General features: G+C 72.0%; 11 protein-coding genes. 3 read left to right on the top strand and 8 right to left on the bottom strand.

Annotated features, from left to right (window positions below):
- Positions 1-19: 19 nt before the first annotated feature.
- The 5 genes from AB0I22_RS17045 to AB0I22_RS17025 all read right to left on the bottom strand — a co-directional run bounded on the left by AB0I22_RS17045 (position 20) and on the right by AB0I22_RS17025 (position 7,555).
- Positions 20-2,203 carry a biotin carboxylase N-terminal domain-containing protein gene (locus tag AB0I22_RS17045; protein WP_363131576.1) on the bottom strand — a complete coding sequence of 728 codons (2,184 nt, stop codon included), beginning with the start codon at positions 2,201-2,203 and terminating at the stop codon, positions 20-22.
- 7 nt (positions 2,204-2,210) lie between these two features.
- A complete protein-coding gene (locus tag AB0I22_RS17040) occupies positions 2,211-3,821 on the bottom strand; it encodes a carboxyl transferase domain-containing protein (RefSeq protein ID WP_363131575.1) in 1,611 nt (536 codons plus the stop codon).
- A complete protein-coding gene (locus AB0I22_RS17035; protein ID WP_363131699.1) occupies positions 3,818-5,578 on the bottom strand; it encodes an acyclic terpene utilization AtuA family protein in 1,761 nt (586 codons plus the stop codon). Before AB0I22_RS17035 ends, AB0I22_RS17040 begins: the two co-directional genes overlap by 4 nt.
- 158 nt (positions 5,579-5,736) lie before the next feature.
- On the bottom strand, positions 5,737-6,603 hold the full coding sequence (locus tag AB0I22_RS17030; protein ID WP_363131574.1) for a TIGR03084 family metal-binding protein: 867 nt from the start codon (positions 6,601-6,603) through the stop codon (positions 5,737-5,739).
- A 376-nt stretch (positions 6,604-6,979) separates the two neighbouring features.
- Positions 6,980-7,555 (bottom strand): TetR/AcrR family transcriptional regulator, encoded by a 576-nt coding sequence (locus AB0I22_RS17025; protein ID WP_363131573.1) that lies wholly within the window; start codon positions 7,553-7,555, stop codon positions 6,980-6,982.
- A 149-nt stretch (positions 7,556-7,704) separates the two neighbouring features.
- Between AB0I22_RS17025 and AB0I22_RS17020 the strand changes: the two genes are divergently transcribed.
- The gene (locus AB0I22_RS17020; RefSeq protein ID WP_363131572.1) at positions 7,705-8,508 is read left to right on the top strand and encodes a DUF2306 domain-containing protein; all 804 of its coding nucleotides are present in this window, start codon (positions 7,705-7,707) and stop codon (positions 8,506-8,508) included.
- Positions 8,509-8,575: 67 nt separating this feature from the next.
- Here AB0I22_RS17020 and AB0I22_RS17015 read toward each other — a convergent pair whose 3' ends face one another.
- A complete protein-coding gene (locus tag AB0I22_RS17015; protein WP_363131571.1) occupies positions 8,576-9,619 on the bottom strand; it encodes an EamA family transporter in 1,044 nt (347 codons plus the stop codon).
- A 69-nt stretch (positions 9,620-9,688) separates the two neighbouring features.
- Between AB0I22_RS17015 and AB0I22_RS17010 the strand changes: the two genes are divergently transcribed.
- On the top strand, positions 9,689-10,549 hold the full coding sequence (locus AB0I22_RS17010) for a LysR family transcriptional regulator (protein WP_363131570.1): 861 nt from the start codon (positions 9,689-9,691) through the stop codon (positions 10,547-10,549).
- A 487-nt stretch (positions 10,550-11,036) separates the two neighbouring features.
- On the opposite strand, the gene AB0I22_RS17005 is transcribed toward AB0I22_RS17010, so the two are convergent.
- Positions 11,037-12,155: a helix-turn-helix transcriptional regulator gene (locus tag AB0I22_RS17005; RefSeq protein ID WP_363131569.1), complete on the bottom strand. Its 1,119-nt coding sequence runs from the start codon at positions 12,153-12,155 to the stop codon at positions 11,037-11,039.
- A gap of 214 nt (positions 12,156-12,369) precedes the next feature.
- On the opposite strand from AB0I22_RS17005, the gene AB0I22_RS17000 reads away from it, so the two are divergent.
- Positions 12,370-12,846: a hypothetical protein gene (locus AB0I22_RS17000; RefSeq protein WP_363131568.1), complete on the top strand. Its 477-nt coding sequence runs from the start codon at positions 12,370-12,372 to the stop codon at positions 12,844-12,846.
- A gap of 268 nt (positions 12,847-13,114) precedes the next feature.
- Here the strand turns inward: AB0I22_RS17000 and AB0I22_RS16995 are convergent, their stop codons facing one another.
- Positions 13,115-13,753 (bottom strand): HAD family hydrolase, encoded by a 639-nt coding sequence (locus AB0I22_RS16995; RefSeq protein ID WP_363131567.1) that lies wholly within the window; start codon positions 13,751-13,753, stop codon positions 13,115-13,117.
- Positions 13,754-13,761 lie beyond the last annotated feature (8 nt).

The following is a 13,761-nucleotide window of genomic DNA, read 5'->3' as shown; positions in this document are numbered from 1 at the left end:
CACATCACCAGGCGTCGTCTTACGCGCGCGAATCGGCGACAACGGCGAGGAGCGCCCCCAGTTCGACCTGCCGGCCGGGCGCGACGTGGAGCGCGGTGAGAAACCCGTCCGCCGGGGCGACGACCTTGTGTTCCATCTTCATCGCCTCCAGCCACAGCAGCGGCTGCCCGGCGGCCACCCGGTCGCCGACGGCGAGCCCGTCGGCGAGGCGGATGACGGTGCCGGGCATGGGGGCGAGCAGAGAGCCGGGTTCGGTACGGGCGGCGGGATCGGGAAAGCGCGGCAAGGCAGTAAAGGCATAGGCCCCAAGCGCCGAATCCACATAAACACGCTCGCCATAAAAGCAAACGGCGAACTCCCGCCGAACACCCGCGACTTCAAATACCACCGAGCCAAAATCCACAGCAAGCAACCGCACATCCGGACACCCCTCGGCGAGAAGCCCGTCCCGCCCGAGCCGATAACGCACCTCGCATTCGGCTCCACCGGGATCACGACGGTAGGTCTTGCTCTGCGGGGCGGAGGGAACGTTGCGCCACCCGCCGAACCGGGACCGCCCGCAGGAATCGGCGAGGGCAGCGGCAAGCGCGGCGATCCGGGCCGTGCCGCGATCCGGGGATTCGGCCGTCAGCTCCACCAGATTCCGCTCGTAGAACCCGGTGTCCAGCCGGGCAGCGACGAAATCCGGATGCCGAAGCGACCGCACCAGCAGCTCCCGATTGGTCACAGGCCCATGAATACGCGCGCGTTCGAGACCAGACGCCAGCAATCGAAGAGCCTCGCCCCGGCTGGGCGCCCAGGCGATGACTTTGGCGAGCATGGGGTCGTAATGGACGCCGATGAGATCGCCGTCGGCGACGCCCGAGTCGACGCGCAGCCCAGTACGGCCGTCAGTCGGGTATGAGCGGGAGGCGGCGGGCTCGCAGGGGCGGGGGTCCGGGACGCTGCCGTGTATTTGTGGGCCGGAGTTCCGGGTTCCTTCAGGATTCAGGGCGGGCGGCCCGTAAATATACGGTCCCGGACCCCCGCCCCGGAGAGCCCGACGCCGCTCCCCGACACTCCGCTCCCCGACACTCCGCTCCCCGACGCCCCGCACTCCGACGCTTCCCTCCCCGGAGCCCCGCACCTCGACGCGCCCCTCCCCCACACCCGGCACGGAGAGCCGATGCACCACCCCCGTCTGTGGCGTCCACCCCCGAGCCGGGTCCTCCGCGTACAGCCGGGCCTCCACCGCGTGCCCCACAGGAGCCGGCGGCAGGCCACCCGGCAGCGGCGCGCCCTCCGCCACCCGCACCTGCCAGGCCACCAGGTCCAGCCCGTACACGCACTCCGTCACCGGATGCTCGACCTGGAGGCGGGTGTTCATCTCCAGGAAGTACGCGCGCCCGGAGCCGGAGACGAGGAACTCCACCGTGCCCGCGCCCTCGTACCCGATCGCCCGCGCCGCGTCGACGGCCGCGCCGTGCAGCTCGTCCCGCAGCTCCGGGGAGAGTCCCGGCGCGGGCGCCTCCTCGATGACCTTCTGGTGGCGGCGCTGGAGGGAGCAGTCGCGGGTGCCGAGCGCCCAGACGGCGCCGTGCGCGTCGGCCAGCACCTGCACCTCGACGTGGCGCCCGCCCTCCACGTAAGGCTCGACGAAGACCTCACCGTCCCCGAAGGCGGCGGCAGCCTCCGTACGAGCGGAGGCCAACTCCCCCTCCAACAAAGGGAGTTCCCGCACGACACGCATCCCCCGCCCACCCCCACCCGAAGCCGCCTTCACCAGCAACGGCAGATCCCGAGCAGAGGCCGACTCCGGCGAGACGGATTCGAGCAGCGGCACCCCGGCCGCCCCCATGACGGACTTGGCCCGGGTCTTGGAGGCCATGGCCTCCATCGCGGCGGGCGGCGGCCCGACCCACACCAGCCCGGCGTCGGCGACCGCACGCGCGAAGGCGGCGTTCTCGGAGAGGAAGCCGTAGCCGGGGTGCACGGCATCGGCCCCGGCGGCGAGCGCGGCCTTCACGATGAGGTCGCCGCGCAGATACGTCTCGGCGGGCGCGTCCCCCGGCAGCCGCACGGCGGCATCGGCCTCGCGTACGTGCGGGGCGTCGGCGTCCGCGTCGGAGTGCACGGCGACGGTGGAGATGCCCAGCTCACGGCAGGTACGGAAAATCCGCCGGGCGATCTCACCACGGTTGGCGACAAGAAGAACGTCAATCACTGATGCCTCACATCCGGAAGACGCCGAACCCACCACGCGCCCCCTCGACAGGCGCGGTATGAACGGCGGACAGACACAGCCCGAGCACGGTGCGCGTGTCGCGCGGGTCGATGACGCCGTCGTCGTAGAGCCGCCCGGAGAGGAACATCGGCAGCGACTCGGACTCGATCTGCTGCTCCACCATGGCGCGCAGCCCGGCGTCGGCCTCATCGTCGTACGGCTGCCCCTTGGCGGCGGCGGAGGCGCGGGCCACGATCGACAGCACGCCGGCGAGCTGCTGCGGCCCCATGACGGCGGACTTGGCGCTGGGCCAGGCGAAGAGGAAGCGCGGGTCGTAGGCGCGCCCGCACATGCCGTAGTGCCCGGCCCCGTAGGAGGCGCCCATCAGGACGCTGAGGTGCGGCACCTTGGAGTTGGAGACCGCGTTGATCATCATCGCGCCGTGCTTGATGATGCCGCCCTGCTCGTACTCGCGGCCGACCATGTAGCCGGTGGTGTTGTGCAGGAAGATCAGCGGAATGTCGCGCTGGTTGGCGAGCTGGATGAACTGGGCGGCCTTCTGGGACTCCTGGCTGAAGAGGACGCCTTGGGCGTTGGCGAGGATGCCGACGGGATAGCCGTGCAGCTCGGCCCAGCCGGTAGCGAGGCTGGTCCCGTAGAGCGGCTTGAACTCGTCGAAGTCGGAGCCGTCCACGATCCGGGCGATGACCTCGCGCGGGTCGAAGGGGACACGCAGGTCACCGGGGACGATCCCGAGGAGCTCGTCCTCGGAGTACTTGGGCGGCGGTGCGGCGAAAGCCGGATCGGCGCGCGCCTTGCGCCAGTTGAACCGGCCGACGACCCGCCTGGCAAGGCGAATGGCGTCGGGCTCGTCGAGCGCGAAGTAGTCGGCGAGCCCGGAGGTGCGGGCGTGCATGTCGGCGCCGCCCAGCGACTCGTCGTCGCTCTCCTCGCCCGTGGCCATCTTCACCAGCGGCGGACCGCCGAGGAAGACCTTCGCCCGCTCCTTGACCATGATCACGTGATCGGACATGCCGGGTACGTACGCGCCGCCGGCCGTGGAGTTGCCGAAGACGACGGCGACGGTGGGGATGCCCGCCGCCGACAGCCGGGTGATGTCCTTGAAGAGCGCCCCGCCGGGGATGAAGATCTCCTTCTGGCTGGGCAGGTCCGCGCCGCCGGACTCGACGAGGCTCACGACGGGGAGCCGGTTGGCGTAGGCGATCTCGTTGGCGCGCAGCGCCTTGCGCAGCGTCCAGGGGTTGCTGGCCCCGCCGCGTACGGTCGGGTCGTTGGCGGTGATCAGGCACTCGACGCCCTCGATGACGCCGACGCCGGTGACGAGGGCGGCGCCCACCGCGTAGTCGCTGCCCCAGGCGGCGAGCGGGGACAGTTCGAGGAAGGGCGTGTCGGGGTCGAGGAGCAGTTCGATCCGCTCGCGGGCGAGGAGCTTGCCACGCTCGCGGTGGCGGGCCACGTACTTTTCGCCGCCCCCGCCGACCGCCTTCGCGTGCTCGGCCTCGACGGTGGCGAGCTTCTCCAGCATGGCCTCGCGGTTCGCGGCGTAGTCGGCGGCCTCGGGGCCCGACACGTCGAGCCCGGATGCGAGCACGGTCACAGCAGCACCTCCGGTATGTCCAGGTGGCGGGAGCGCAGCCACTCCCCCACGGCCTTGGCCTGCGGGTCGAAGCGCGCCCGGTAGGCGACGCCCTCGCCGAGCAGGCCGTCGACGACGAAGTTGAGGGCGCGCAGATTGGGGAGTACGTGCCGGGTGACGCTCAACTCACGTGCCTCCGGCAGTAGTTCGAGAATCCGCTCGACCGTCAACTCGTGGGCGAGCCACCGCCAGGCCAGGTCGGTACGGACCCACACCCCGACGTTCGCGGAACCGCCCTTGTCCCCACTGCGCGCGCCGGCCACCAGGCCGAGGGGGGCACGTCGGCGGGGGCCGCGCGGTATCGGGGGCGGGAGCTGGGCATCAGGGGTCGGCGCGGAGACCGGTACGGGCGATACCGGCGCAGCTCCCACGCCCGCGCACGCCCCGTCGGCGCGTACCGGCGGAGGTACGGCCCGTACGTCCACCCGCCCCCCATCCGGCAGCACGGCGACATGGGGAACGCCGGCCGCGTCCGTGTAGGCGGCTTCGAAGACGCCGTACGGCTCGCCCTTGCCCGGCGGGGCCGTCACATGGAAGCCGGGGTAGCTGGCGAGGGCCAGCTCGACGGCGGCTCCGCTGACCGCCCGCCCGACGGCGTCCTGGTCCTCGTCGCGTACGACCAGCCGCAGCAGCGCGCTCGCCTCCTCCTGTACGGGCGCGTCGGCGCGGTCCGTACGGGCCAGGGTCCAGCGCACCTCGGCGGGCCGCCGCTTCGAGGCGTCGAGGGCGGCCTCCAACTGGCTTTTCACGAGGCGGGCCTTGGCGTCGATGTCGAGGCCGGTGAGGACGAAGCCGACTTCGTTGCGCCAGCCGCCGAGGCGGGTCAGCCCGACCTTGAGGGTCGCGGGCGGCGGCTCGCCGCGCACCCCGTCGACGCGGACCCGGTCGGGGCCCTCCTGGGTGAGCCGGACCGTGTCGAGGCGGGCGGTCACGTCCGGGCCGAGGTAGCGGGGGCCGGCGGTCTCGTACAGGAGCTGCTCGGTGACGGTCCCGATGGTGACGGCGCCGCCGGTGCCGGGATGCTTGGTGATGACGGCGGAGCCGTCCGCGTGCAGTTCGGCGAGGGGGAAGCCGGGGCGGCGCAGCCCGTTCCGGCCGAACGCCTCGCCGAAGAGCTCGCCGAAGAAGGAGTAGTTGCCGCCGGTCGCCTGGGGGCCGCACTCCAGCACATGGCCCACGACGACGGCCCCCGCGAGGCGGTCGTGGTCGTCGGGGGCCCAGCCGAAGCGGGCGACGGCGGGCCCGGTGACGAGGGCCGCGTCGGTGACGCGGCCGGTGACGACGACGTCCGCGCCGGCCCGCAGGCACGCGGCGATGCCGGCGCCGCCGAGGTAGGCGTTGGCGGTGAGCACACCGCGCGGCCAGGCGCGCGCGCCGAGCAGGTCGTCGCCCTCGACGTGCGCGACGCGCACCGGCACGCCGACGCGCTCGGCCAGCTCGCGTACGGCCTCGGCGAGTCCGGCGGGGTTGAGGCCGCCCGCGTTGGCGACGAGCTTGACGCCGCGTTCGGCGGCGAGCCCGAGGCCTTCCTCCAACTGCCGGAGATACGTTTTTGCGTAACCGCGCGCCGGGTCCTTGAGCCGGTCCCGGCCCAGGATCAGCATCGTCAGCTCGGCGAGGTAGTCCCCGGTGAGGACGTGCAGCTCGCCGCCGGTGAGCATCTCGCGCAGGGCGTCGAAGCGGTCCCCGTAGAAGCCGGAGGCATTGCCTATGCGCAGGACGCCGTCGGCTCCGCCGAGGGCGGGGGTGGGGGCGGGGGCTGAAGCGGGGGCGGGGCTGGGGCCGGACGTACGAGCGGGCGTGTCACGCGGGGCGCGGGGTTCACCGGGGCGCCCGGCGCCCGGCCCGTACGCGTCCGGCGGCGCCTGCCGCCCCGTCACCGGTCCGACCTGCCCGGCTCGCGGCCCGGCTCGACGGGTGGTTGCACTGGCCCACCCGGACCCCCAGGTTCACGGCGTGAGCCACCCGGCTCGCGCCCCGCCCCCGCCGGCCCCGCGAAGGCCTGGGCGATGTCCAACCAGTGCTCGGCGTCCGGGCCTTCGGCCGTCACCGCCACCTCCGAACGGTGCGCCCGCTGCGTGACCAGCAGGCAGAAGTCCAGCGCGGGCCCCGTCACCCGCTGCACCGCGCCCGGCGGCCCGTACGACCACACGTCCCCGTCCGGCGCCGTCAGCTCCACCCTGAACTCCTCGGCGGGCGGGGTGAGTCCGCGTACGGCGTAGGCGTAGTTCCGGGCCCGCGCGCCGATGCGCGCCACGTGCCGCAGCCGGGCCGTGGGCTCGCGCGTCACGCCCAGCGCGTCCGCGACGTCCTGGCCGTGCGCCCAGGTCTCCATCAGCCGGCCCGTCGCCATCGAGGCGACGCTCATCGGCGGCCCGTACCACGGGAGCCGGACCCCCTCGGGCTGCCCGGCGAGCGCCCGGCCCACCCGCTCGCGCCCCGCCCTCCAGCGGGCGAGCAGTTCGGGGGGCGGCAGGGCGGCGCCCAGCGCGGCGCCCTCGTCGACGAAGGAGTCGGGCGCGGCGAGCCCCTTGTCGAGGAGCGGCTGGAAGGCTTCGGCCCCCTCGGTGGACCGCACGGCGCAGTCGTCCGTCCACGCGAGATGCGCGATCTGGTGAGCGATCGTCCAGCCTGGAGCGGGCGTCGGCGTCGCCCACCGCTCCGGGGCGATACGGGCCACCAGGTCGTCCAGCGCCTCGCCCTCCGCCCGCAGATCGCCGAGTACTTCCGCTGGATCGGCCACGCCGCGCCCCCTCACCGAGTCACCGCCACCATCACCGTCACCGAGTCGCCAAGCCACCGAGCCCGAATCGGACTCCGACTGCCGCGTTTCGCTGCGTCCTGCCGCGTCCTGTTCCGGTCCGCTACGCCCGTACAGGCAAGGCGTGTTGGGCCACGCCGCGCACTCCGAGCGTGGCAGCGCACGGCGAAACAATCAAGCGTGATTGCATTAATCATGGCGAGCGCACAGGAAGACAAAGGGCCGCGCGACCCCAAAGGCAAGCCGCCGGAAGGCACGCCCGTACGCCTGCCGGAGCCTGTCGGAGCCCGCCAAAGCCAGCCGGAGCTAGCCAAAGCCCGCCAGAGCCGCCGCCCCCGACCCCCGACGCACGCCCCGACTACAGCCCGAAGATCGCGACCAAGGTCCCGGCGGCGAGGTCTTCCGCCGGCTCGTCCATGGCGAACCGCCGGTGGGGCCGGCGCAGGCTGAGCACCGCGAGGCCGTGCACCGTGGCCCACAGCGATCTGGCCATCAGTTCCGGTGTGGGCTTCGCGGGAATGAGCCCGGCCCGCTGGGCGTCGGCGACCGCGCTCAGGAGCACCTCGAACGATTCGTGGCCGATCGGGTCGGCGCCCGGATGGCTGCGGAACATCGTGATGAACAGGTCGGGGTGGTCCTGCGCGAAGCGCACGTACGCCCCGGACAGGCGGAGCAGTCGCTCGCGCGCCCCGGCCGTGTCCGCCGCCGTCCTCCTGAGACTGTCGAGCAGTGTGGCGTAGCCCTGCTCGGCCACTGCGGCCAGCAACTCGTCCTTGCCGCTGAAGTGGCGGTAGGGGGCGGCCGTGCTCACACCGGCCCGGCGGGCGACCTCGTTCAGGCTGAACTGCTCGTGCCCTCGTTCGGCGAGGATCTCCCGCGCCCCCTCGATCAGCGCCTGCCGCAGTGCGCCGTGGTGGTAGGTCGCCCGTGTCACCGACTGCTTCTCCTCACTGGCCGCACCTGACGCCGGGACGCCGCGAGCGGCTCGGACAACTGTGGCCGGTTTTATGTTACTGCCTCTAACATCCCCTGTTACGTTAAAGGTATTCACATTGGGGCACCGTGAAACCGCATGGAGTTCGGATGACTTCCACCGCACCCTCCGCACCCCCCAAAGAACCTTCCCCCAAAGCGTTTTCCCGACTGAGGCGCGCGCAGTGGAGCTGGGTCTGGGTGGCCCTCTCCTCGCTGGCGGTCGCCGGCTACTTCACCGGCCAGTACGCCCAGGGCACCCTCGACTCCCTGGCGCACCAGCACGTCGGGCTCTCGGACGCCTACGCCTCCCGGGCCCTGCCGATCCGTATCGCCTTCTACGTGCACATCGTGACCGCCGGGCTCGCGCTGGCGCTGGGCCCGTGGCAGTTCTCCAAGCGCCTGCGCAAGCGCCGCATACGGGTCCACCGCGGCATCGGGCGCGCGTACCTGGCCAATGTCGCGCTCGGCGCGGTCTCCGCCCTCGTCATGTCGATGTTCAACTCAGTGGGCCTGCTGGGCTTCTTCGGCTTCGGCTCACTGGCGGTGTTATGGGGATGGACGGCATGGCGCGCCTACCGCGCCATCCGCGAACGCGACATCCGGAGCCACCAAGCCTGGATGATCCGCAACTTCGCGCTCACCTACGCGGCCGTCACCCTGCGGCTCTGGTTCGGAGTGCTGATTTTCATCCAAGTACCCTTCGTGCACGGCCCGGACGCGGCAGAGGCCATCTTGGAACAGGCCTACGCGCCCCTGCCCTTCCTGGCCTGGCTGCCCAACATCGTCATAGCCGAGTTCCTGATCCGCCGCCGCGGCCTGCCGGCGCTGCACCTCACCACCACGCCTCCCGCCGCCCGGCGCGGCGAGCCTTCCCCGCGGCCCCCGGCCGCCGCCGGACGGCCTGTCGCGTGACCCGGTCAGAGAGGCCGGCCCAGGCACCGCCCCGGCACCACCGAGGTGCCACCCACAAGCCCCACCGTCACTCCCCCACCGGCAGCACCATCGCCCCCTCGCCGCCCACGACCGGCACCGACTCTCCACCGCCACCACTGCCGCCACCGGCATCGCCGCCATCGCCGCCACTGCCACCCCCACCCCTCCCCGAAGACGTACGGACGGCCCCCACGCTGGCCACCACCACCAGCAGGATCGCCACCCCCTCGGCCACCGACAGGGACTGCGACAGCAGCAGAAACCCGGCCGCCGCGCCCGCCGCCGGCTCCAGGCTCATCAGCACCGCGAATCCCGACGCGGGCAGCCTGCGCAACGCCAGCAGCTCCAGCGTGTACGGCAGCACCGACGACATCAGCGCCACCGCCGCGCCCAGCCCAATCGTCGCCGGGTCCAGCAGCGCGGTCCCCTTGCTGACCACCCCCAGCGGAATGCTCAGCACCGCCGCGACGCTCATCGCCAGCGCCAGCCCGTCCGCCTTCGGGAAGCGCTGTCCGGTACGCGCCGACAGCAGGATGTACGAGGCCCACAGCACCCCCGCCGCCAGCGCGAACCCCGCGCCCGCCGGGTCCAGCGAGTCGAAGCCGCTGCGCCCCAGCAGGAACACCCCGCCCAGTGCCAACGCCGCCCACACCAGACTCACCAGCCGGCGCGAGGCCGCCACCGACAGCACCAGCGGGCCGAGCACCTCCAGGGTGACCGCCGCGCCCAGCGGAATCCGGTCGATGGCCTGGTAGAAGAGGGTGTTCATCCCCGCCAGGGCCGCCCCGAAGACGCACACCAGCAGCCAGTCGGCCCGCGCGTGGCCGCGCACCCGCGGCCGGCAAGCCACCAGCAGCACCACCGCGGCCAGCACCAGCCGCAGCGTCACCACGCCGAGCGCGCCCGCGCGCGGGAAGAGCAGCACCGCCACGGCCGCGCCGAACTGCAGCGACACGACCCCGCCGACCACCAGCGCCACCGACGTGAGCCGCCCGCCGCCGGGAGCGGCGGGCGCCGCCGCCCCGGACGGGTCGGGCAGGGGCGCCGCCGGGGCGTCAGTGGTACGGGCGTCAACACGTGCACGATTCATGCACCCCACGCTAAGTACCACCCGGCGCCGAGTGAAATGCCTATTTCCCTGCCCTTATGCTCCGTGAACATGACCATCGAGCTGCGTCACCTCCGGTGCTTCCTCGCCATCGCCGAGGCCGGCAGCGTCACCCGCGCCGCCGCCGGCCTGCACCTCACCCAGCCCGCCGTCTCACGCACCCTGCGCCGGCTGGAGACCGAACTGGGCACCCGGCTCGTGGACCGCTCCACCCACCACCTCGAACTCACCGAGGCCGGCCACGCCTTCCGCGCCAAGGCCGCGGCGGCCGTCGCCGCCTTCGACGACGCCGTCGACGTCGGCCGGCTGCACCCGTGGCCGCTGCGGCTCGGCCACGCCTGGTCGGCGTTCGGCGCGTACACGACGCCGCTGCTCCTCGCGTGGGGCCGCGCCCACCCCGAGACGCCGCTCGAATTCCTGCGCATCGACGACCGCACGGCCGGCCTGGCGCGCGGCGCCGTCGACGTCGCCCTGCTGCGCGGCGAGGTACGGGCTCCCGGCCTGGTCACAGAGGTCATCCTCACCGAACCCCGGCTCGCCGCCGTCCCCACCGCCGATCCCCTGGCCACCCGCCCCGAACTCACCCTCGCGGACCTCGCCGATCACCCAGTAGCCCTCAACACCGTCGCGGGCAGCACCACCCTCGACCTCTGGCCCCCGGCGCGCCGCCCCACCGCCACGGTGACAGTCGCCAACAACGACGACTGGCTCGCCGCCATCTCCGCCCGGCGGGCGGTGGGCGTGACCACCTCGGCCACCGCCGTGATGCATCAGCACCCGGACGTGGCCTACATCCCGCTGGTAGACGCACCAGAGCTACCGCTGTCACTGGCGTGGCACAGCGGTCCGGGACATCCGGCGATCCCAGAACTGGTGGCCCTCGCGCGCCAAGTCTCACTGCGGGCCACGTAAGGACTCCGCGCTCCCGCGCGAGCCGGTCGCTACCGCTGGATAGCGCCCCTGACGGGCTGGAAGGGCCGGGACCGCACGGTTTCGACGACAGCCGCGCGCAGGGCCTCCGCCGGGGTGAGCCTCAGCCACGGGCGCGGGTCCGCGTCGGTCTCCTCGGGGAGAACCCACAACCGATCGCCGTACGTTCCGGGTGCCGACGCGGTGACGGGACAGCCGGCGGGCAGCACCTTCACCCGCTCGACCTCGGCAAGCGCCTGCCCGCAACCGGCCTCTACGAGCCTCCAGGCCGCGTTCTCCGAGCCGCACAACAGGTGCGGGCCGACGCCGCCGGCCGGCGAAGAGTCGTACGTGGCGTACGAGTCAGCGTCCCGCTAGAGCGCGGTCTTGGCTGTCGCCGTCGGGAATCCGGTCATCCCCTGGCCCGTGCCGATCAGCTTGGACACGCGACGCAGACGCGAGGTCGACGCGCGCCCCACCTTGGAGACGATCACCTGCGGAAGCGCCTGATGCCGGGCCCACTGCGGCGCCGCCCTGAGCGCCGCCTCCAGCGTGTCGAGCGAGGTGTCCCACATCTTCGCGTCCGCCTGGGCCAAGGCCCTGTCGAGTGCGTACCTGTGCTGTGCCGCCTCACTGAGCTGCGTCGTGTCGCGCCGATCGCGTCGATCAGCGTGAGTGCCTTCCCGGTCTGCCCGAGGCTCACGTTCACGCCGACCGCCTGCGTTGTCGCCGAGACAGGTCCGAACAGCGTCCCGTGGGACCGGACTTCCCGCCCCATGCGGGCACCCGTCGCATGCGACTGCGACAGATAGTCGGCGGCCCGGTCCTTGTCACCCAACCTGCTGGCCACGACAGCGGCGAAGTTCACGTGTGAGCCATACACGGTGAGCTGTTCCTGGGTCGCCTGAGAGAAGCGTGGCTCGATGTCGACGGCAGCGCGCTCGGCGAGGTCGAGTGCCTCGGACAGTCGCGCGTCGCGGAGGTAGACCCACGCACGGCCCGAGGCCACGAGCGCCTGCCGAAGGTCGTCGCCCGCCGTCTCGGCGGCGCGCTGCGCATGACCGATCGAGGCGTATGCGAGATCCCGCACGCCGAGGAGATTCGCGACGTACGCGCAGATGCGATAAGCGTCGGCGACGATGCCCCAGGCCGGAGCCTGCTCGCCGACCGGCTGCTCACGCAGCCTCGCCGCCGCCGACCGCAACAGGGGCGCGGCGAGCGAGCCGACCTCCGTGTAGCGCCCTTTCCAGTACAGCTCCCAGCCCTGTCGGGTGATTTTGGTGAGTTCATCGAAGGTCGGCGCGTCGACGGTCGGCGGAGCCCCTACCGCCGTGTCGTGCACCGCGTGCGAAAGGGCCCGCATCATCGTCCGGTCTTCATGCCCCAGAGCACGGCGCGGTGCCTGCTGTCCGAGGAGCACGGACGTGTCGACACTGAGCGCGCCGGCGATTTTGAGCAGAGTAGGGAGCGACAGCCGTTTGTCCTGCTCGGCGGCCTGAATAGTGGGGACCGAGAGACCCGTCATTTCGGCGAGGTCGGCTTGCTTGATCTCCGCGCCGCGAAGGATCTTGATTCGTTCGCCGTTGCTGTAGTCGGACCACTGAGGCATACCGGACTCCGTTCCAGGCTTCGACACCTGAAACGGTACGCCCTGAACCTGTTTGCGGGCGAAAGGAGTTGAACCCGTCCTTCGGACGTTCACCGTGGCGCGGCTCATTTATCGGTCCACCAGAGTTGCACCGCCTCTTCGCGCCGTTCGCTCTGACGAGCGCGGCGAAGTCGGTGAACTCGGTGAAGTCGGTGCGTGAGGAGATCCGCCAGTAATGACAACCTACGACACGGAGTTGCTCATGCGGGCAGTCGCGATCACGGGGACGCGGTCCACCGGGCACCGGTCGCTCGACGAATACGAGGCCCTGTTCGCGAACTACATCGGCCCCTTCGCCGACGGTGCCCGCTTCTTCATCGGCGGCGCGAAAGGCATCGACTCCTTGGCCCTGCTGTGGCTGGCCGGGAACACCACCGCGGCCATCACCGTCGTCGTGCCCGGCACCGCGGTCCAGCAACCCGCCGAGGCACGGCAGGCCATCGCCCGCACCCGCGAGCGCGTCAAAGAGGTCATCGAACTGGGCGCGCAGGAACTCGGTTCACCCGCCTACCACGCGCGGAACCGGTGGATGGTCGACCGCGCACAGATGACGATCGGCTTCCCGCACCACAGCGACGAGTCGTCGGGGACGTGGCAGACCCTCACGTACACGGCCGAGGCGGGGAAGCCACGGCTGATCGTGCCCGTGTAACAGCCCGAGTTGCAGGCCGCCATGAGGGCACGAACCAATACGGAAGCGTACCGAGGCCGACGTTGGCGGCCGGCGCCAACTGAGCTTGCGTCATGCGGGCCATGCGTCGCCGGTAGGCGATGCGCCGGCCCGCTTCCACCGCGAGTTCGGACAGCACGGGCCTCTCCCGCTCGGGTGGTGCCACGCGCCGCCGGAGAAGCACCGCGGACGCGGGCAGTGGCCGGTCCACCACGGTTGTCGGCGGGCCGAACTGCACCGTCTACTCGTTCTATTCGTTGATGAGCGCGGTGAGGGCGGTGAGCGAGGAGATGCGCCAGTCCGCCGCGGCGGCCTCGGGGGTGTCGGCCCACAGGTGTCCCCACGGGCCGCGCCGGATGTGTGCCGCTCTCAGCCCTGCGGCCTTCGCCGGGGTGATGTCGTTGGCGGGGTTGTCGCCGACGTAGACGGTTTCGTGCGGCTCGGCCTGGGCGAGGTCGATGACGTGCTCGAAGAAGTGCGGTGAGGGTTTGGCGACGCCCCACTCCCCGGAGGTGGCGATGGCGTCGGCGGGCAGTTCGAGTGCGCGTAGGAGTTCGCCCGCGCGGGCTGTCTGGTTGCCTGCGATGACGACCCGTACGCCGAGCTTGCGGAGGCCGCTGAGGGCGGGGCGTACGTCGGGGTACAGGTCCGTGTCGTCGAGCGCCTCGCCCTGCCCGGCCGCCTCGCGTGCCCGGTACTCGGCGCGGATGTCGATGTCCGGGCGGACGAGGCGGAGGGCGTCGGCGTTGTCGCGTCCTTGGGCGGTGACGGCTCCGACGAGAGCCGACAGGGTATGCCGGGGGACGCCCAGCCAGTCCGCCCACGAACCCCAGTAACGTTCGTCGTTGGTCAGCGTTTCCCCGACGTCGAAGACGATGCTCTCGATCACACGACGGC

It is taken from the genome of Streptomyces sp. NPDC050610 (assembly GCF_040654875.1).
Lineage (GTDB): Bacteria > Actinomycetota > Actinomycetes > Streptomycetales > Streptomycetaceae > Streptomyces.
This window is presented reverse-complemented; position numbering and strand designations above follow the sequence as displayed.

Coding starts and splice junctions, on each gene's coding strand:
- AB0I22_RS17020 (WP_363131572.1), top strand. CDS start 7,705: ATGACTTCCACCGCACCCTCCGCACCCCCCAAAGAACCTTCCCCCAAA.
- AB0I22_RS17015 (WP_363131571.1), bottom strand. CDS start 9,619: ATGAATCGTGCACGTGTTGACGCCCGTACCACTGACGCCCCGGCGGCG.
- AB0I22_RS17010 (WP_363131570.1), top strand. CDS start 9,689: ATGACCATCGAGCTGCGTCACCTCCGGTGCTTCCTCGCCATCGCCGAG.
- AB0I22_RS17005 (WP_363131569.1), bottom strand. CDS start 12,155: ATGCCTCAGTGGTCCGACTACAGCAACGGCGAACGAATCAAGATCCTT.
- AB0I22_RS17000 (WP_363131568.1), top strand. CDS start 12,370: ATGACAACCTACGACACGGAGTTGCTCATGCGGGCAGTCGCGATCACG.